The organism is Pseudomonas sp. H3(2019), assembly GCF_007713465.1.
GTDB lineage: Bacteria > Pseudomonadota > Gammaproteobacteria > Pseudomonadales > Pseudomonadaceae > Aquipseudomonas.
The window spans coordinates 343,953-363,446 of the sequence record NZ_VMSG01000001.1; the positions used below are offsets into that span (position 1 = coordinate 343,953).

14 protein-coding genes are annotated in these 19,494 nt (G+C 60.4%); 12 read left to right on the top strand and 2 right to left on the bottom strand.

Features of this window, described 5'->3' with window-relative positions:
- The first annotated feature begins 37 nt into the window (after positions 1 to 37).
- The 7 genes from FPT12_RS01695 (at position 38) to FPT12_RS01725 (ending at position 8,493) form a co-directional block, all read left to right on the top strand.
- On the top strand, positions 38 to 1,015 hold the full coding sequence (locus FPT12_RS01695) for a dipeptidase (protein WP_145014356.1): 978 nt from the start codon (positions 38 to 40) through the stop codon (positions 1,013 to 1,015).
- A gap of 78 nt (positions 1,016 to 1,093) precedes the next feature.
- Positions 1,094 to 1,624 (top strand): DUF5943 domain-containing protein, encoded by a 531-nt coding sequence (locus FPT12_RS01700; RefSeq protein ID WP_099550381.1) that lies wholly within the window; start codon positions 1,094 to 1,096, stop codon positions 1,622 to 1,624.
- A gap of 15 nt (positions 1,625 to 1,639) precedes the next feature.
- Positions 1,640 to 3,700, top strand: coding sequence for a dimethylglycine demethylation protein DgcA (gene dgcA / locus FPT12_RS01705; protein ID WP_145014357.1), 2,061 nt, complete (start codon positions 1,640 to 1,642; stop codon positions 3,698 to 3,700).
- Positions 3,701 to 3,850: 150 nt separating this feature from the next.
- Positions 3,851 to 5,800, top strand: coding sequence for a dimethylglycine demethylation protein DgcB (gene dgcB, locus FPT12_RS01710; RefSeq protein ID WP_145014358.1), 1,950 nt, complete (start codon positions 3,851 to 3,853; stop codon positions 5,798 to 5,800).
- Positions 5,800 to 7,020 (top strand): electron transfer flavoprotein subunit alpha/FixB family protein, encoded by a 1,221-nt coding sequence (locus FPT12_RS01715; RefSeq protein WP_145014359.1) that lies wholly within the window; start codon positions 5,800 to 5,802, stop codon positions 7,018 to 7,020. The genes dgcB and FPT12_RS01715 overlap by 1 nt, the downstream gene beginning before the upstream one ends.
- 15 nt (positions 7,021 to 7,035) lie before the next feature.
- Positions 7,036 to 7,806 (top strand): electron transfer flavoprotein subunit beta, encoded by a 771-nt coding sequence (locus tag FPT12_RS01720; protein WP_145014360.1) that lies wholly within the window; start codon positions 7,036 to 7,038, stop codon positions 7,804 to 7,806.
- A gap of 120 nt (positions 7,807 to 7,926) precedes the next feature.
- Positions 7,927 to 8,493, top strand: a complete 567-nt coding sequence (locus FPT12_RS01725) for a GNAT family N-acetyltransferase (RefSeq protein WP_145014361.1) — start codon at positions 7,927 to 7,929, stop codon at positions 8,491 to 8,493.
- Positions 8,494 to 9,291: 798 nt separating this feature from the next.
- Here the strand turns inward: FPT12_RS01725 and gbcA are convergent.
- A complete protein-coding gene (gbcA, locus tag FPT12_RS01730) occupies positions 9,292 to 10,587 on the bottom strand; it encodes a glycine-betaine demethylase subunit GbcA (protein WP_103315865.1) in 1,296 nt (431 codons plus the stop codon).
- A gap of 282 nt (positions 10,588 to 10,869) precedes the next feature.
- Between gbcA and gbcB the strand changes: the two genes are divergently transcribed.
- Positions 10,870 to 11,970 carry a glycine-betaine demethylase subunit GbcB gene (gene gbcB, locus FPT12_RS01740; RefSeq protein WP_145014363.1) on the top strand — a complete coding sequence of 367 codons (1,101 nt, stop codon included), beginning with the start codon at positions 10,870 to 10,872 and terminating at the stop codon, positions 11,968 to 11,970.
- 82 nt (positions 11,971 to 12,052) lie between these two features.
- Here the strand turns inward: gbcB and FPT12_RS01745 are convergent, their stop codons facing one another.
- Positions 12,053 to 13,093 (bottom strand): low specificity L-threonine aldolase, encoded by a 1,041-nt coding sequence (locus FPT12_RS01745; protein ID WP_145014364.1) that lies wholly within the window; start codon positions 13,091 to 13,093, stop codon positions 12,053 to 12,055.
- Positions 13,094 to 13,449: 356 nt separating this feature from the next.
- Here FPT12_RS01745 and glyA point away from each other — a divergent pair, with 356 nt between their 5' ends.
- Genes glyA through FPT12_RS01765 form a run of 4 tightly spaced genes read left to right on the top strand, consistent with a single transcriptional unit; the run spans position 13,450 to position 19,336 of the window.
- Positions 13,450 to 14,703: a serine hydroxymethyltransferase gene (glyA, locus tag FPT12_RS01750; protein WP_145014365.1), complete on the top strand. Its 1,254-nt coding sequence runs from the start codon at positions 13,450 to 13,452 to the stop codon at positions 14,701 to 14,703.
- A gap of 23 nt (positions 14,704 to 14,726) precedes the next feature.
- Complete coding sequence (locus FPT12_RS01755) at positions 14,727 to 15,977, top strand: sarcosine oxidase subunit beta (protein ID WP_071553033.1); 1,251 nt, start codon at positions 14,727 to 14,729, stop codon at positions 15,975 to 15,977.
- 15 nt (positions 15,978 to 15,992) lie between these two features.
- Positions 15,993 to 16,322 carry a sarcosine oxidase subunit delta gene (locus FPT12_RS01760; RefSeq protein ID WP_071553034.1) on the top strand — a complete coding sequence of 110 codons (330 nt, stop codon included), beginning with the start codon at positions 15,993 to 15,995 and terminating at the stop codon, positions 16,320 to 16,322.
- Positions 16,319 to 19,336 (top strand): sarcosine oxidase subunit alpha, encoded by a 3,018-nt coding sequence (locus FPT12_RS01765; RefSeq protein WP_145014366.1) that lies wholly within the window; start codon positions 16,319 to 16,321, stop codon positions 19,334 to 19,336. Before FPT12_RS01760 ends, FPT12_RS01765 begins: the two co-directional genes overlap by 4 nt.
- Positions 19,337 to 19,494: the final 158 nt, after the last annotated feature.

Here is a 19,494-nt window from a genome sequence, read left to right on the forward strand (position 1 = left end):
CGATTCGGCGCATGAATCGCTAATAGGGGACTGCCTGATGAGCCCAGCCGAATTGCACGCCGACAGCATCGTTATCGACGGGCTGATCATTGCCAAGTGGAACCGCGAGCTGTTTGAAGACATGCGCAAGGGCGGTCTGACCGCGGCCAACTGCACCGTGTCGGTGTGGGAAGGGTTCCAGGCGACCATCAACAACATTGCTGCCAGCCAGAAACTGATTCGCGAGAACAGCGACCTGGTGATTCCGGTCAAGACCACTGCCGACATTCGTCTGGCCAAAGAACAGGGCAAGACCGGGATCATCTTCGGCTTCCAGAACGCCCATGCGTTTGAAGACCAGATCGGCTACGTCGAGATCTTCAAGCAGCTCGGGGTTGGCGTGGTACAGATGTGCTACAACACCCAGAACCTGGTGGGCACCGGTTGCTACGAGCGTGACGGCGGCCTGTCCGGTTTCGGTCGTGAAATTGTCGCGGAGATGAACCGCGCCGGCATCATGTGCGACCTGTCCCACGTCGGCTCCAAGACGTCCGAAGAAGTCATCCTCGAATCGAAAAAACCAGTGTGCTACTCCCACTGCCTGCCGTCGGGTCTCAAAGAGCACCCGCGCAACAAGTCTGATGAAGAACTGAAGTTCATTGCCGACCATGGCGGTTTTGTCGGCGTGACCATGTTCGCGCCATTCCTCGCCAAAGGCATCGATTCGACCATCGACGACTACGCCGAAGCCATCGAATACACCATGAACATCGTCGGTGAAGACGCGATCGGTATCGGCACCGACTTCACCCAGGGTCATGGCCAGGACTTCTTCGAAATGCTGACCCACGACAAGGGCTATGCCCGTCGTCTGACCAACTTCGGCAAGATCATCAACCCGCTGGGCATCCGCACCGTGGGCGAGTTCCCGAACCTGACCGAGACGCTGCTCAAGCGCGGCCATTCCGAGCGGGTAGTGCGCAAGATCATGGGCGAAAACTGGGTCAACGTTCTCAAGGACGTCTGGGGCGAATAAGCCGCCACACCTCTGAATCCTTACCCGCTGCCATCCGTGCAGCGGGCAACACAACGAATTTTCCGGAGTTAAGTTTTCATGGCCAAGATCGCCCCTCAACTGCCAATCGAAGTCGACAGCGAAACCGGTGTCTGGACCTCTGACGCCCTGCCGATGCTGTATGTGCCGCGTCACTTCTTCGTCAACAACCACATGGGCATCGAGGAAGTGCTGGGCAGCGATGCCTATGCCGAGATCCTCTACAAGGCCGGCTACAAGTCCGCCTGGCACTGGTGTGAAAAAGAAGCGGAATGCCACGGCCTGGAAGGCGTTGCGGTGTTCGAGCACTACATGAAGCGCCTGTCGCAACGTGGCTGGGGCCTGTTCAAGATCCAGGACATCGACCTCGACAAAGGCACCGCCAGCGTCAAGCTCGAACACTCGGCGTTCGTCTACGTCTACGGCAAGGTCGGACGCAAGGTCGACTACATGTTCACTGGCTGGTTTGCCGGTGCCATGGACCAGATCCTGCAAGCGCGCGGCAGCAAGATTCGCACTGTTGCCGAACAGGTTTACGGTGGCTCCGAAGAAGGCCACGACGACGGCTTGTTCACCGTCAAGCCGTTGTAAGTCGAGGATCCTGCCATGGCTTTCGAAGCAATGTTCCAGCCGATTCAAATCGGCAAACTGACCATCCGCAACCGCGTGCTCAGCACCGCGCACGCCGAGGTTTACGCCACCGACGGCGGCATGACCACCGATCGGTACGTGAAGTACTACGAAGAGAAAGCCAAGGGCGGGATCGGCCTGGCGATTTGCGGCGGTTCTTCCAGCGTGGCCATCGACAGCCCGCAAGGCTGGTGGAAATCGGTCAACCTGGCCGACGACCGGATTATTCCGCACTTCCAGAACCTGGCCGATGCCATGCACAAGCATGGCGCCAAGATCATGATCCAGATTACCCACATGGGCCGTCGTTCGCGTTGGGACGGCGAGCATTGGCCGACCCTGCTGTCGCCGTCGGGCATCCGTGAACCGGTGCACCGCGCGACCTGCAAAACCATCGAGCCGGAAGAAATCTGGCGGGTGATCGGCAACTACGCCAGCGCCGCCGCGCGTGCCAAGGCCGGTGGCCTGGACGGCGTTGAACTGTCGGCCGTGCACCAGCACATGATCGACCAGTTCTGGAGCCCGCGCGTCAACAAACGTACCGACGAATGGGGCGGCAGCTTCGAAAACCGCATGCGTTTCGGCCTGGAAGTGATCAAGGCTGTGCGCAAGGAAGTCGGTCCGGATTTCTGCGTCGGCATCCGTATCTGCGGTGACGAATTCCACCCTGATGGCCTGAGCCATGAGGACATGAAGCAGATCGCCAAGTATTACGACGACACCGGCATGATCGACTTCATCGGCGTCGTGGGCTCGGGGTGCGATACCCACAACACCCTGGCCAACGTTATCCCCAACATGAGTTATCCACCGGAGCCGTTCCTGCACCTGGCGGCCGGTATCAAGGAAGTGGTCAAGGCCCCGGTGCTGCACGCGCAGAACATCAAGGACCCGAACCAGGCGACCCGTATTCTGGAAGGCGGTTACGTCGACATGGTCGGCATGACCCGTGCGCACATTGCCGACCCGCACCTGATCGCCAAGATCAAGATGGGCCAGATCGACCAGATCAAACAATGCGTGGGTGCCAACTACTGCATCGACCGTCAGTACCAGGGCCTGGACGTTTTGTGCATCCAGAACGCCGCGACCTCCCGTGAATACATGGGTGTACCGCACATCATCGAGAAATCGACCGGTGTGAAACGTAAAGTCGTGGTGGTCGGTGCCGGCCCTGCGGGGATGGAAGCCGCACGTGTAGCCGCCGAACGTGGCCACGACGTGACCCTGTTCGAGAAAAAAGAATTTATCGGCGGACAGATCACTACCGCCTCGAAAGCCCCGCAACGGGACCAGATCGCCGGTATTACCCGTTGGTTCCAGCTGGAACTGGCGCGATTGAAAGTCGACCTGCGCCTGGGCGTGGCCGCCGACGCGGCGACCATTCTCGACCTGCGTCCGGACATCGTGGTGCTCGCCGTTGGCGGTCATCCGTTCCTTGAGCAGAACGAACACTGGGGCGCGGCTGAAGGCCTGGTGGTCAGCAGTTGGGACGTGCTCGACGGCAAGGTTGCGCCGGGTAAAAACGTGCTGGTCTACGACACCATTTGCGAGTTCACCGGGATGTCGGTTGCCGACTTCCTTGCGGACAAGGGCAGCCAGGTCGAGATCGTCACCGACGACATCAAGCCGGGTGTGGCCATCGGCGGTACGTCGTTCCCGACGTACTACCGCAGCATGTACCCGAAAGAAGTGATCATGACTGGCGACATGATGCTCGATAAGGTCTACCGCGAAGGCGACAAGCTGGTGGCGGTGCTGGAAAACGAATACACCGGCGCCAAAGAGGAGCGGGTGGTTGACCAGGTCGTGGTCGAGAACGGCGTGCGGCCGGACGAAGAAATCTACTACGCACTGAAGGAAGGCTCGCGCAACAAAGGCCAGATGGACATCGAAGCCCTGTTCGCGATCAAGCCTCAGCCTTCGCTGAGCCAGGCAGGTGACGGCTACTTGCTGTTCCGCATCGGTGACTGCGTAGCCCAGCGCAACACGCATGCGGCGATCTACGACGCACTGCGGCTTTGCAAGGATTTTTAAGTACCGAATTGATCGTTCCCACGCTCCGCGTGGGAATGCCTCAATGGACGCTCCGCGTCCGCTTTTGATGTGGCGCGGAGCGTCACGGGCTGCATTCCCACGCAGAGCGTGGGAACGATCATAGACCCCGAGGTCTTTGGGAGCTCCACCATGCTAAACACCCTTCTTCCCATCCTGCTGTTTGCTGCCCTGGGCCTGGCTGTCCTGGGCGCGTTGCGGCGGGTGGCCATGTGGCGCCGGGGCCGTGCGTCCAAGGTCGATCTGATCGGCGGCCTGCTGGCCATGCCCAAACGCTATATGGTCGATCTGCACCACGTGGTGGCGCGGGACAAATACATCGCCAACACCCACGTCGCCACGGCGGGTGGTGCGGTGGCGTCCATCGTGCTGGCGATTCTGGTTCACGGTTTTGGCCTGCATAACCGCTTCCTCGGTTATGCACTGTTGCTGATGACGGCCGTGATGTTCGTCGGTGCGGTCTTTGTTTACCTGCGTCGGCGCAACCCGCCGGCGCGTTTATCCAAAGGTCCGTGGATGCGCCTGCCGAAAAGCTTGTTGGCATTCTCGGTGTCGTTTTTCCTGGTGACCTTGCCGGTGGCGGGCATCCTTCCGGAAAACTTCGGTGGCTGGCTGTTGGCGGCGATCCTCGGTGTTGGCGTGCTGTGGGGCGTATCCGAATTGTTCTTCGGCATGACCTGGGGCGGGCCGATGAAGCACGCCTTCGCCGGTGCCTTGCACCTGGCCTGGCACCGTCGCGCCGAACGTTTTGGCGGTGGTCGTTCTACGGGTCTTAAACCGCTTGACCTGAACGATCCGCAAGCCCCCTTGGGTGTGGAAAAACCCAAGGATTTTACCTGGAACCAACTGCTCGGCTTTGACGCCTGCGTGCAGTGCGGTAAATGCGAAGCCGCGTGCCCGGCGTTTGCCGCTGGCCAGCCGCTGAACCCGAAAAAACTGATTCAGGACATGGTCGTCGGCCTGGCCGGTGGCACCGATGCCAAGTTCGCCGGCAGCCCGTATCCAGGCAAGCCAATTGGCGAGCACGCGGGCAATCCGCATCAACCGATCGTCAACGGTCTGGTGGACGCAGAAACCCTGTGGTCTTGCACCACCTGCCGTGCCTGCGTTGAAGAATGCCCAATGATGATCGAGCACGTTGACGCCATCGTCGACATGCGCCGCCATCTGACCCTGGAAAAAGGCGCGACCCCGAACAAGGGCGCCGAAGTCCTGGAAAACCTGATTGCCACCGACAACCCTGGCGGTTTCGCTCCGGGCGGGCGGATGAACTGGGCGGCGGACCTGAACCTGACACTGCTCAGCGAGAAGAAATCCACCGACGTGCTGTTCTGGGTTGGCGACGGTGCGTTCGACATGCGCAACCAGCGCACCTTGCGTGCCTTCGTCAAAGTGCTGAAAGCCGCGAAAGTCGACTTTGCCGTGCTCGGTCTCGAAGAGCGTGACAGCGGCGATGTGGCTCGCCGTCTGGGCGACGAAGCGACCTTCCAGCTGCTGGCCAAACGCAACATCCAGACCCTGGCCAAATACAGCTTCAACCGCATCGTCACCTGCGATCCGCACAGCTTTCACGTGCTGAAGAACGAATACGGCGCCTTCGATGGCAACTACCTGGTGCAGCACCACAGCACCTACATGGCGGAAATCATCGACGCTGGCGCACTCAATCTGGGGCAGCACAAAGGCGACAGCGTGACCTATCACGACCCGTGCTACCTCGGCCGCTACAACGGCGAATACGAGGCGCCGCGCCAGGTACTGCGTGCGCTGGGGATCGAGGTCAAGGAAATGCAACGTTCCGGTTTCCGCTCGCGCTGCTGCGGCGGTGGTGGCGGTGCGCCGATCACCGACATTCCGGGCAAGCAACGGATCCCCGACATGCGCATGGACGACATTCGCGAAACCGGCGCCGAACTGGTGGCCGTGGGTTGCCCGCAGTGCACTGCGATGCTCGAAGGCGTGGTCGAACCACGGCCGCTGATCAAGGACATCGCCGAACTGGTGGCCGACGCGCTGCTCGAAGACGCGGCGCCCAGCAAGTCACCGGCACCGACTAAACGTCAACCTGCGGAGGCCCACTGATGAGCGACATTATCCGCCGCGATCCGCGCGCTGAATGGATCGCCCGCAACCGTCTGCATCCGCTGCATGCCGCCATGCAACCGGTGGAACACAGCTGGATGGGGCCCAACGGGATCATTCGCAAGAATCCTCACGGCATTGGTTTCATCGGCCCCAATGGCATCAAGCGGATTGACCGCAGTGGTGCACAGCAGGGCGGGGCGACCAAGCGTACGGCCGCCGTTGAAGTGCAATTGCCGCTGCATCAGGTGGCTGCACCGGCGTTCTACATCAGCGTGGTGCCGGACATGGTCGGCGGCCGTTTGAGCAGCCACGACCGCGACCTGCTGGGCCTGGCCCATCAACTGGCCGGCAAGGACGGTGCGGTGCTGGCGGTGGTCTTTGGCGACCACAAGGAAACCGCCTTCGCCACAGCGGGCGTCGACCGCCTGTTGGTGCTGGATGGCGAAGAATTCGAGGGTTATGCACCGGAACAGCGGGTGCAGGGTCTACGGGCTGTGGATAACCAGTTCAGCCCTCGTCACTGGCTGCTGCCGGACAGCCGCACCGGTGGCGGTGAGCTGGGTCGGCGCTTTGCCGCGGCACTCGGCGAGCGCCCGGCCACGCGGGTCTGGCAGGTCAAGGATCAAGCGTGCATCGGCCGCGCCGGTGCCGGTCTGCAAGACTTGGCACGGCCTGTCGCACGGTTGATTCTGGCGGCGGTGGAGTGTGCCGAGCCGGTCAGCGAAACCCGTCACGAAGCGTTGCCGGTGGAGTTATCCACAACGGTTGCGCGCAGTCTGTCGCGGATCGAGGACCTGGGTGCAGTGGCAGTCGACCCGGCAGCGATTCCGATGGCCGAGGCCGAGTTCATTTTCTCGGGCGGCAACGGGGTCAAGGACTGGAATCTTTTCCACAGGACGGCGGCGGCGTTGGGCGCGACCGAAGGCGCATCGCGGGTAGCGGTGGACGATGGTTTCATGGCCCGCGACCGTCAGGTCGGCGCCAGCGGCACCTGGGTCACGGCGCGGGTCTACGTGGCGGTGGGGATTTCCGGGGCGATCCAGCACCTGCAAGGCATCGGTGCCTGCGACAAGGTGGTGGCGATCAACCTCGATCCTGGCTGCGACATGATCAAACGCGCCGACCTGTCGGTGATAGGTGAGAGCGCAGACATTCTTCAGGCCTTGATCGCAGCGGTAGAGGCTTACCGCAACGACGCCAAGCGCGATGCGGCTTAAGAGAAGGAAAGGGTTATGAGTACTCATGTAATCAGCCTGGTGTCGATCGGCGCCCACCCGACTTCGGGCCGGCCACGCCGCGCCGAGCAGGATGCGCGGGCGGTTGAACTCGGTCTGCAATTGGCTGGGGATAACCTGCAAGTGCTGCACGCCGGTGATGTCGAGGAACCTGCGCTGCGGGCTTATCTGGGCATGGGCCTGGAACAGCTGCTCGTGCTCGAACAGCCCCAAGGCGCTGATGCGCTGCCAGCGTTGAGCGCTTATTTGCGCGATGCCGGCGCTCAGGTGGTGCTGACCGGCAGTCAGGCGGAAACCGGTGAAGGCTCGGGCATGTTGCCGTTCCTGCTGGCGGAAAGCCTGGGCTGGCCGCTGGTGGTCGGGCTGGCACAGGTCGAGTCCATCGACGGCAGTTCGGCCCTGGTGCTGCAAGCCTTGCCGCGTGGCCAGCGTCGACGCTTGAAAGTGCGCCTGCCGTTTCTCGCCACGGTGGATAACGCCGCGCCAAAACCTCGGCAAAGTGCCTTCGGCCCGGCTCGACGCGGCGTGTTACACGCCGAAGACGTTGAAATTATCAACGATGAATTGCTCGCGGTTGCAACGTTGCAACCGGCCAAGCCACGGCCCAAACGCCTGAAAGTGATCAAGGCCAAGAGCGGTGCCGACCGGATGAAAGCCGCAACGGCCAAGGCCAGCGGTGGCGGTGGGCAAGTGCTCAAGGGCTTGAGTGCCGAGGCCGGGGCTGAGGCGATTCTCAAGTTGCTGATTGAAGAAGGCGTGGTTCGCTGACTCACAACCATCACAAATCAATGTGGGAGCGAGCCTGCTCGCGAATGCGGTGTGTCAGTTGATATACATGCCGCTGATACACCGCTTTCGCGAGCAAGCTCGCTCCCACAAGGAAAAATAATGACCGTTGAGTTTCGTGCAGCCCTGCGCGCGGATGCGCGGGAGATTGCTCGCTTGTTTCAGATTTCATCAGAAGGCGCCGCGGATTACATCTGGAGTCAACTGGCGGAGCCCGGCCAGGACCTGCTGGAGGTCGGTGCCAGTCGCTACGCCCGTGAAGACGTCGATTTCTCCTATCAAAACTGCCTGATCGCGCAGGCAGAGGGGAAGGTCATTGGCATGCTGCACAGTTACGTGATGCGTCACGATCCGCTGGCAGCTCCCGTCACCGATCCGGTCCTGGCGCCGTATGCCAAGCTGGAAATCCCCGACACCCTCTATATTTCGAGCCTGGCGCTGCATGAGGGCTGGCGCAATCAGGGCCTGGGCCAACAATTCCTCGCCTACGCTTATGACCGTGCCAACCAGTTGGGGCTCAATGGCTTGAGCTTGATCGACTATGCGGCGAACACTGGCGCCCGTCGGTTTTACGAGCGACATGGCTTTCGTATCGTCGATACCTGCCGGATCACACCCCACCCGATGATTCGGGTCACGGGTGAAGCCTATTTGATGTATCGGCCTTAAGCATAAGCAAATCCCTGTGGGAGCAAGCGCTCTCCCACAGTTGTTATGCATTTACCCACAATCCCTGTTAGCGCTTCTGTGGATAACATGTTCACCCCTCGCTGCACCCCACGCGCATCAAGCCCTGTAAGCCCTTGTACGAAAAACAACCAGCCTGACCCCGCGTTTTTTCGAGCTTTTTTCAGTGGGTAAGGGAATCGCTGGTTCACGACTTGCCCCCAATCTCTGTTGGCGCTTCTGTGGATAAGATGTTTGCTGTCCGCTGTAAGCCATGCAGGTCTTGGCTTTCAAGCTTTTGGTTAATAAATGACCAAATGCGGGTTTTTACCCTCCGCTGACTGTTCAAACCCACGAAATATGCAGCCTGGACGTGGTTTTCCACAGCGCACTGAATAGTTTGCACAGTTGCCCCCAAAGTCTGTTGGCGCTTCTGTGGATAAGGTGTTTGCGGTCCTCTGTGAGCCATGAATAACGTGCCTTACAGGGTTTTGATTAAAAAATAGTCAATGGCTGTCGAAAACCGATCAATTGAATAAGTCACGGATTTTCTTCAGTTTCTGTGGAGAAAACTTTCAGTGTTTCCACAGTTGTCCCCATTAGCTGTGGGTGGAGGTGTGGATAACTTGTTTGCTGAAGGCTGCACGCCACGTCCCTTATAGGCTGGAACGCGATAGATCATATTTCGTACAGTTCTATAGATTGGAGCAAAAAAAAGATCGCGGCCTGCGGCAGCTCCTACAGGGATCATGTGATTCCGTAGGAGCTGCCGCAGGCTGCGATCTTTTGATCTTGAGGATCTTAACCGTGAACCGGCACACCTTTGAGGTAAGGCGCAGGCTCGGCCCCCAGGTTGTTCAACAGGCGCTCGCTGTACCAATCCACGAAGTTCACTACGCCGAACTCGTAAGTCTTGGAGTACGGGCCTGGCTGGTACGCCGTGGAGTTGATCCCGCGCTGGTTCTCTTCGGCCAGGCGACGGTCTTCGTTGTTGGTCGCATCCCAGACTTCACGCATGCGCTCGACGTCGTAATCCACGCCTTCGACAGCGTCCTTGTGCACCAGCCATTTGGTGGTGACCATGGTTTCCTGTGCGCTGATCGGCCACACGGTGAACACAATGATGTGATCGCCCATGCAGTGGTTCCACGAGTGTGGCAGGTGCAGGATACGCATCGAGCCGAGGTCCGGGTTCTGGATCCGGCCCATGAGTTTCTTGCAGGCTTGCTTGCCGTCGAGGGTCATCGACACGGTGCCCTTGAGCAGCGGCATGCGCACGATACGGTTACGCAGGCCGAAGCTGGCGTGTGCGTAAGGAATCTTCTCGGCTTCCCAGGCAGCGGCAGAAGCGGCTACGTGGTCCTTGAACGCCTGGTCGGCACGCGGGTCGGTGACGTCGTCCCATTCCAGCAGGGTTTTCAGCAGTGCCGGGTGCGACGCGTTGCAGTGGTAGCACTCGCGGTTGTTTTCCAGTACCAGTTTCCAGTTGGCCTGTTCCACCAGGGTGGTTTGCACCGCCACCTTGGTGTTCTCCATGTCGTACGGTTCCATGTAATGGTTCAGTGTCGACAGGAAGTCATCGATGGCCGGCGGGTTTTCCGCGAGGCTGACGAAGATGTAGCCGCCAGCGGTCTTCACGTTGACCGGTTTCAGGCCGTACTGCTTCATGTCGAAGTCGTCGCCCATCTCGGAGCCGGCGAACAGCAGGCGCCCATCGAGTTCGTAGGTCCACTGGTGGTAGTGGCAGACCAGCTTGGCGACTTTGCCTTTTTCGCTGGTGCACAGGCGCGAGCCGCGGTGGCGGCAGACGTTATGGAACGCATGGACCACGCCTTCTGCACCGCGAATCACGATGATCGGGTTCTTGCCGATCTGCAGGGTCAGGTAGTTGCCCTTGGTCGGGATTTCGCAGGTCATGCCGGCGATCAGCCACTCTTTCTGGAAGATCTCCTGCATGTCGATATCAAACAACCGCTCATCAGAGTAGAACGGCTGTGGCAGCGAAAACGTACGCTCGCGCTCTTGCAGCATCTGCGCGGTGGCCTTGCGTGCGGGTTCCAGTGGATCGCCCAAGCTCAGGGTAGTGGTGACGTCCATCGTTTAAGTCCTCATGGCCATCTGTGTGGCCGGCGAATAGTGGCTACGGTTAGTGCAACGCAAGGCAGAAAACAGCGTTTATCTGTTGGAGCGAGTGTGGGCCCGACGCGGGCCAGAACCTTATCCATGGGCGACATGCCCCAATCTGTTCCCGACGCTCAACCCCCGGTGGTTGTGGGCTGGTCGCGATAAGCATGTGAATGTCGCAGATAGGTAAATGGGCAATCTGCGCTATACGCAGAATTGGCAACATGAGGCCGACAGTCGGCCGTGGAGATCAGTATGTCCAATAGTTTCCTGAACCCGGTAACCACCCAGACCTGGGCCAATGGTCGGCACATTGTCCGTTGCGTCAAAGTCATCCAGGAAACCTGGGACGTGCGGACCTTCTGCTTCATGGCCGACCAGCCGATCATGTTCTTCTTCAAACCGGGACAGTTCGTCACCCTGGAGCTGGAAATCGACGGTGTGCCGATCATGCGTTCGTACACTATTTCCAGTTCGCCGTCGGTGCCTTACAGCTTTTCGGTAACCATCAAGCGCGTGCCGGGCGGCAAGGTTTCCAACTGGTTGCACGACACCCTGCACGAAGGTCAGGAACTGGCGGTGCACGGGCCGGTCGGGCTGTTCAACGCGATGGATTTCACCGCACCGAAAGTGCTCTATCTCAGCGGTGGCGTCGGGATCACGCCGGTAATGTCCATGGCTCGCTGGTTCTACGACACCAACGGCAACGTCGACATGGTGTTTATCCACAGCGCCCGCTCGCCGAAAGACATCATTTACCACCGCGAGCTGGAGCACATGGCGTCGCGGATCGACAACTTCAGCCTGCACCTGATCTGTGAGAAGCACGGACTGGGTGAGCCTTGGGCCGGTTATCGCGGCTACCTGAATCATAAAATGCTGGAGCTGATGGCGCCGGACTTCCTTGAGCGTGAGGTCTTCTGCTGCGGCCCGACCCCTTACATGCATGCGGTCAAACGCCTGCTGGAAGCCGCGGGCTTCGACATGAAGCGTTACCACGAAGAGTCTTTCGGTGCTACACCGCCCGAGGCCCGTGCCGATGCGGTGGAGCAAGCCGAACAAGCGGCCGACGCCCCGGAAGTCGATGTGGCGGATCTGCATCAGGTGGAATTCACCGCATCCGGCAAAAGCATCCGCGTGGCACCGGGCGAAACCGTCCACGCCGCCGCCGCCAAGCTTGGCCTGTTGATTCCGAAAGCCTGCGGCATGGGGATCTGCGGAACGTGCAAGGTGATGAAGCTGGGCGGGGAGGTCGAGATGGAGCACAACGGCGGGATCACCGAAGAAGACGAAGCCGAGGGTTATATTCTGTCGTGCTGCAGCGTGCCGAAGGGGGATGTGCGGATCGAGTTTTAACCCGTTACTCCGGGGGAAGGGACGCAGAGCGTCCCGGGCTGCATTCCCACGCTCCGCGTGGGAACGATCAGAGTGGTGGGGGTTAGCGGGACATCACTTCGCGAATATCCGCCGCCAACTCCCGGACCCGCTCTTCTTCGGTATCCCACGAGCACATGAAGCGGGCGCCGCCTTTGCCGATGAAGGTGTAGAAACGCCAGCTCTTGGCGGTCAGTGCTGCGACGGCCGATTCTGAGAGTTGCAGGAACACGCCGTTGGCTTGTACCGGGAACATCAGTTCAACGCCTGGAATGTCGCTCACCAGTTCGGCCAGCAACTGCGCGCAGTAGTTGGCGTGGCGAGCGTGTTTGAGCCAGGCGTCGTTTTCCAGCAGGCCGACCCATGGCGCCGAGAGGAAACGCATTTTCGACGCCAGTTGCCCGGCCTGCTTGCAGCGGTAGTCGAAGTCTTCAGCGAGTTTCTGGTTGAAGAACAGAATCGCCTCACCCACCGCCATGCCGTTTTTCGTGCCGCCGAAGCACAACACGTCAACGCCGGCTTTCCAGGTCAGGTCGGCGGGCGAGCAGTTGAGGAACGCGCAGGCGTTGGAGAAGCGTGCGCCGTCCATGTGCAGGTTCAGGCCCAGTTCCTTGCAGGTGGCGCTGATGGCGCGGATTTCTTCCGGGGTATAGACGCTGCCGACTTCGGTGGCCTGGGTCAGGGTTACGACGCGCGGTTTCGGGTAGTGAATGTCCTGGCGCTTGAGGGCGATTTCGCGGATCGATTCCGGAGTCAGCTTGCCGTTTTCAGTGCGTGCGATCAGCAGCTTGGAGCCGTTGGAGAAGAATTCCGGCGCGCCGCATTCGTCGGTTTCGACGTGGGCGGTTTCCGAGCAGATCACGCTGTGGTAGCTCTGGCACAGTGACGACAGCGCCAGGGAGTTGGCGGCGGTGCCGTTGAAGGCGAAGAACACTTCGCAGTCGGTTTCGAACAATTTGCGGAAATCGTCCGAGGCGCGTGCCGTCCACTCATCGTCGCCATAGGCGCGTTGGTGGCCTTGATTGGCCTGTTCCATGGCGGCCCAGGCTTCCGGGCAGATACCGGAATAGTTGTCGCTGGCGAATTGTTGGCTCTTGTCGGTCATGGCCGGCTCCGTGGTCGATGATGGTGCGCACTGTACCCAAGATTGGCGGGGGAGCACACGCGATGTGTCTGTCAGAAAAATACAAAGACGTTAGGCAATTATGCACATGACTACACGCGACGGTGCGCTGAACCTTCTATAGGAGCTGCCGCAGCCTTCGGCAGCTACGCCGAGCGTGTCGCGACTGCTGGTCAGTGGTCGCTCTTTGGGCGTATGTCGTAAACGCACCTTTACGTGGCGTCCATAGGCATTTGACCTGTCTGCGCCGGCCATACCATCGCATCCAAAGGGCACTGCCGTAAGGTACGTGCCTCACCGAGACGAAAGGCGCACAAGCCGCCGCTGGGAGAGACGCGATGTTCAGCAAGCAAGACCAGATCAAGGGTTACGACGATGCACTGCTGGCGGCGATGAATGCCGAAGAGCTGCGCCAGGAAGATCACATCGAGCTGATCGCGTCAGAGAACTACACCAGCAAACGCGTCATGGAAGCGCAAGGCAGTGGCCTGACCAACAAATACGCCGAAGGTTATCCGGGCAAGCGCTACTACGGCGGCTGCGAGCATGTCGACAAGGTTGAAGCCCTGGCCATCGAACGCGCCAAACTGCTGTTCGGTGCCGACTACGCCAACGTCCAGCCGCACTCCGGCTCTTCGGCCAACAGTGCTGTGTACCTGGCTCTGATCCAGCCTGGCGACACGATCCTCGGCATGAGCCTGGCCCACGGTGGTCACCTGACCCACGGCGCCAAGGTGTCGTCCTCGGGCAAGCTGTATAACGCCGTGCAGTACGGCATCGACACCAAAACCGGCCTGATCGACTACGACGAAGTCGAGCGTCTGGCCGTCGAATGCAAGCCGAAGATGATCGTCGCCGGCTTCTCGGCTTACTCCAAGACTCTGGACTTCCCGCGTTTCCGTCAGATCGCCGACAAAGTCGGTGCGCTGCTGTTCGTCGACATGGCGCACGTCGCCGGTCTGGTGGCTGCCGGTTTGTACCCGAACCCGCTGCCGTACGCTGATGTGGTGACCACCACCACTCACAAGACCCTGCGTGGTCCACGTGGCGGCCTGATCCTGGCCAAGTCCAACGAAGAAATCGAGAAGAAGCTCAACGCGGCCGTTTTCCCGGGTGCCCAGGGCGGCCCGCTGATGCACGTGATCGCCGCCAAGGCCGTGTGCTTCAAGGAAGCGCTGGAGCCGGGCTTCAAGGTCTATCAGCAACAAGTGATCGACAACGCCCAGGCAATGGCCGGCGTTTTCATCAAACGTGGCTACGATGTAGTGTCCGGCGGTACTGATAACCACCTGTTCCTGGTGAGCCTGATCCGTCAGGGCCTGACCGGTAAGGAAGCCGACGCCGCTTTGGGTCGTGCCCACATCACCGTGAACAAGAACGCCGTACCGAACGATCCACAATCGCCGTTTGTCACCTCCGGCCTGCGTATTGGCACCCCGGCGGTCACCACCCGCGGCTTCAAGGTTACCCAGTGCGTTGAACTGGCCGGCTGGATCTGCGACATCCTCGACAACCTCGGCGACGCCGATGTCGAGGCCAATGTTGCCAAGCATGTGGCAGCCCTGTGCGCAGACTTCCCGGTTTATCGCTGAGCGCGGTTTTGGAGTAAATGACTATGCAACGCTACTCAGGCTTCGGCCTCTTCAAACACTCCCTCAGCCACCACGAAAACTGGCAGCGGATGTGGCGCACGCCGACTCCGAAAAAAGTCTACGACGTGGTCATCGTCGGCGGCGGCGGGCATGGTCTGGCGACCGCCTACTACCTGGCCAAGGAACACGGCATCACTAACGTGGCCGTGGTCGAGAAGGGCTGGCTGGGCGGCGGTAACACCGCGCGCAACACCACCATCGTGCGTTCCAACTACCTGTGGGACGAATCGGCGCACCTGTACGAACACGCGATGAAACTCTGGGAAGGTCTGTCCCAGGACCTGAACTACAACGTGATGTTCTCCCAGCGTGGCGTCTACAACCTGTGCCACACCCTGCAGGATATTCGTGATTCCGAGCGTCGGGTCAGCGCCAACCGCCTTAACGGCGTCGATGGCGAACTGTTGACCGCTCAGCAAGTGGCTGACGAGATTCCATACCTCGACTGCTCGAAAAATACGCGCTACCCGGTGATGGGCGCTACCGTCCAGCGTCGCGGCGGCGTGGCCCGTCACGATGCCGTGGCCTGGGGCTTTGCCCGTGCGGCCGATGCCTTGGGCGTGGACCTGATCCAGCAGACCGAAGTGATCGGTTTCCGCAAGGAAAACGGCGTGTGCATCGGCGTTGAAACCAACAAGGGCTTCATCGGCGCCAAGCGCGTCGGCGTGGTCACGGCGGGTAACTCCGGGCACATGGCCAAACTGGCCGGTTTCCGTCTGCCGATCGAATCGCACCCACTGCAAGCGCTGGTGTCCGAGCCGATCAAACCGATTATCGACAGCGTGATCATGTCCAACGCCGTACACGGTTACATCAGCCAGTCCGACAAGGGCGACCTGGTAATCGGTGCCGGTATCGACGGTTACAACGGCTACGGCCAGCGCGGTTCGTACCCGGTGATCGAGCACACCATCCAGGCCATCGTCGAGATGTTCCCGGTCTTGTCCCGCGTACGCATGAACCGCCAGTGGGGCGGCATCGTCGACACCACGCCGGACGCATGCCCGATCATCTCGAAAACACCGGTGCCGAACATGTTCTTCAACTGCGGTTGGGGCACTGGTGGTTTCAAAGCAACTCCAGGCTCGGGCAACGTGTTTGCCGCCAGTCTTGCCAAGGGTGAAATGCACCCATTGGCTGCACCTTTCTCCATCGACCGTTTCCACAACGGTGCGTTGATCGATGAACACGGCGCTGCTGCCGTCGCCCACTAACAGGAGAAATTTCCTATGTTGCACATCTTCTGTCCTCACTGCGGCGAGCTGCGCTCTGAAGAGGAATTCCATGCATCCGGCCAGGCGCATATCCCGCGCCCACTGGACCCGAACACCTGCACCGACGAGGAGTGGGGCGACTACATGTTCTTCCGCGATAACCCTCGCGGCTTGCACCATGAGCTGTGGGATCACGTCGCCGGTTGCCGTCAGTATTTCAACGCCACCCGTGACACCGTGACCTACGAGATTCTTGAAACCTACAAGATCGGCACCAAGCCACAGTTCACCGACAAGACTGAAAGTCCGAAAGCGGCCGCGCAGGCTCTGGGAGCGAAGGTATGAGCCAGATCAATCGCCTGTCCAACGGTGGACGGATCGACCGCAACAAAGTCCTGAGCTTCACCTTCAACGGCCAGAGCTACAAAGGCTTTGAAGGTGACTCCCTGGCCGCTGCATTGCTGGCCAACGGCGTCGACATCATCGGTCGCAGTTTCAAGTATTCGCGTCCTCGCGGGATCTTCGCCGCAGGCGCCGAAGAGCCGAACGCCGTGCTGCAGATCGGTGCCACCGAAGCCACGCAAATTCCTAACGTGCGCGCCACTCAACAGGCGCTGTACCAGGGTCTCGTCGCCACCAGCACCAACGGCTGGCCGAGCGTGAACAACGACATGATGGGGATTCTCGGCAAGGTCGGCGGCAAGCTGATGCCACCGGGTTTCTACTACAAAACCTTCATGTACCCGCAATCGTTCTGGATGACCTACGAGAAGTACATTCGTAAGGCCGCAGGTCTTGGCCGTTCGCCGACCGAAAACGATCCGGACACCTACGACTACATGAACCAGCACTGCGACGTGCTGATCGTCGGCGGTGGCCCGGCCGGTCTGGCGGCTGCCCTGGCAGCTGCGCGCAGCGGCGCCCGAGTGATTCTGGCCGATGAACAGGAAGAGTTTGGCGGCAGCCTGCTCGATTCCCGTGAAAGCCTCGACGGCAAACCGGCGACTGAATGGGTGGCCAGCGTTATCGCTGAACTCAAAGGTTTGCCGGACGTGCTGCTGTTGCCTCGTGCGACCGTCAACGGTTACCACGACCACAACTTCCTGACCATTCACGAACGCCTCACCGATCACCTCGGCGACCGCGCACCGATTGGCCAGGTTCGTCAGCGCATCCACCGGGTTCGCGCCAAGCGTGTAGTGCTGGCGACGGGGGCTCACGAGCGTCCACTGGTCTACGGCAACAACGACGTACCGGGCAACATGCTCGCCGGTGCCGTCTCGACTTATATCCGCCGTTACGGCGTCGCACCGGGCAAGAAACTGGTGCTGTCGACCAACAACGATCACGCCTACCGCGTGGCGCTGGACTGGCTCGACGCCGGCCTGCAAGTGGTGGCCATCGCCGATGCGCGGAGCAATCCTCGCGGTGCGCTGGTAGAAGAAGCACGCGCCAAAGGCATTCGCATCCTGACCGGCAGCGCCGTCATCGAAGCACGCGGCAGCAAGCGCGTCTCCGCCGCTCGTGTTGCCGCGATCGACGTCAAGGCGCACACCGTCACCAGCCCTGGCGAATGGCTTGAATGCGATCTGGTTGCCAGTTCCGGCGGCTACAGCCCGGTGGTTCACCTGGCGTCGCACTTGGGCGGTAAACCAATTTGGCGTGAAGACATCCTCGGTTTCATCCCCGGCGAAGCACCGCAAAAACGCGTCTGCGTTGGCGGCATCAATGGCGTCTACAGCCTCGGCGATTCCCTGGCCGACGGTTTTGAAGGCGGCGTGCGCGCGGCCAGCGAAGCCGGCTTCAAAGCGGTCGAAGGCGTCCTGCCAAAAGCCCTGAGCCGTGTCGAAGAGCCGACTCTGGCGCTGTTCCAGGTGCCGCATGAGAAGGCTACCGCACGTGCGCCGAAGCAATTCGTCGACCTGCAGAACGACGTCACCGCTGCCGCCATCGAACTGGCGACCCGCGAGGGCTTCGAGTCGGTCGAGCACGTCAAGCGTTACACCGCACTGGGCTTCGGTACTGACCAGGGCAAGCTCGGCAACGTCAACGGTCTGGCCATCGCCGCTCGTTCGCTGAACGTGACCATCCCGCAGATGGGCACCACCATGTTCCGCCCGAACTACACGCCGGTGACTTTCGGCGCGGTAGCCGGTCGTCACTGTGGGCACATCTTCGAGCCAGTGCGTTACACCGCACTGCACGCCTGGCACGTGAAGAACGGCGCCGAGTTCGAAGACGTCGGTCAGTGGAAACGTCCTTGGTACTTCCCGAAAAACGGTGAAGACCTGCATGCCGCAGTGAAACGCGAATGCCTGGCCGTGCGTGAAAGCGTTGGCCTGCTGGATGCCTCGACACTCGGCAAGATCGACATTCAAGGCCCGGATGCGCGTGAGTTCCTCAACCGCGTCTACACCAACGCCTGGACCAAACTCGATGTGGGCAAGGCTCGCTATGGCCTGATGTGTAAAGAAGACGGGATGGTCTTCGACGACGGCGTTACCGCATGCCTCGCCGACAACCACTTCGTGATGACCACCACCACCGGCGGCGCTGCGCGCGTGCTGCAATGGCTGGAAATCTACCACCAGACCGAATGGCCAGACCTGAAGGTGTACTTCACCTCGGTTACCGACCACTGGGCGACCATGACCCTGTCCGGGCCAAACAGCCGCAAGCTGCTCAGCGAAGTCACCGACATCGATCTGGACAGGGACGGCTTCCCGTTCATGACCTGGAAAGAAGGTTTGGTGGGCGGTGTACCGGCGCGGGTGTTCCGGATTTCGTTTACCGGTGAGCTGTCGTACGAAGTCAACGTGCAGGCCGACTACGCCATGGGCGTTCTGGAAAAAATCGTCGAGGCGGGCAAGAAGTACAACCTGACGCCGTATGGCACTGAAACCATGCACGTCCTGCGGGCCGAGAAGGGTTTCATCATCGTCGGCCAGGATACTGACAGCTCGATGACCCCGGACGACCTGAACATGGGCTGGTGCGTCGGTCGCACCAAACCGTTCTCGTGGATCGGCTGGCGTGGCATGAACCGTGAAGACTGTGTGCGTGATCAGCGCAAACAGTTGGTCGGCCTCAAGCCGATCGACCCGACCAAATGGCTGCCGGAAGGCGCGCAACTGGTGTTCAACACCAAGCAAACGATCCCGATGAGCATGGTCGGTCACGTGACCTCCAGCTACGCCCACAACTCCCTTGGCTATTCGTTTGCCATGGGTGTGGTCAAAGGCGGCTTGAAGCGTATCGGCGAGCGCGTGTTCGCGCCGTTGGCCGATGGCAGCGTGATCGAAGCGGAAATCGTTTCTTCGGTGTTCTTCGATCCGAAAGGCGATCGCCAGAACATCTAGTGGCCTCGAATCCTGTGGGGTGGCAGCTGCACCGCGTTGACTGCATCGCGAGCACGCTCGCTCCCACAGGAGATCGCGTAACCCTTGTGGGAGCGAGCCTGCTCGCGAAGACGGCAGAACAGCCACCACAAGGGCCGGAATCAACAGAATTCAAGACA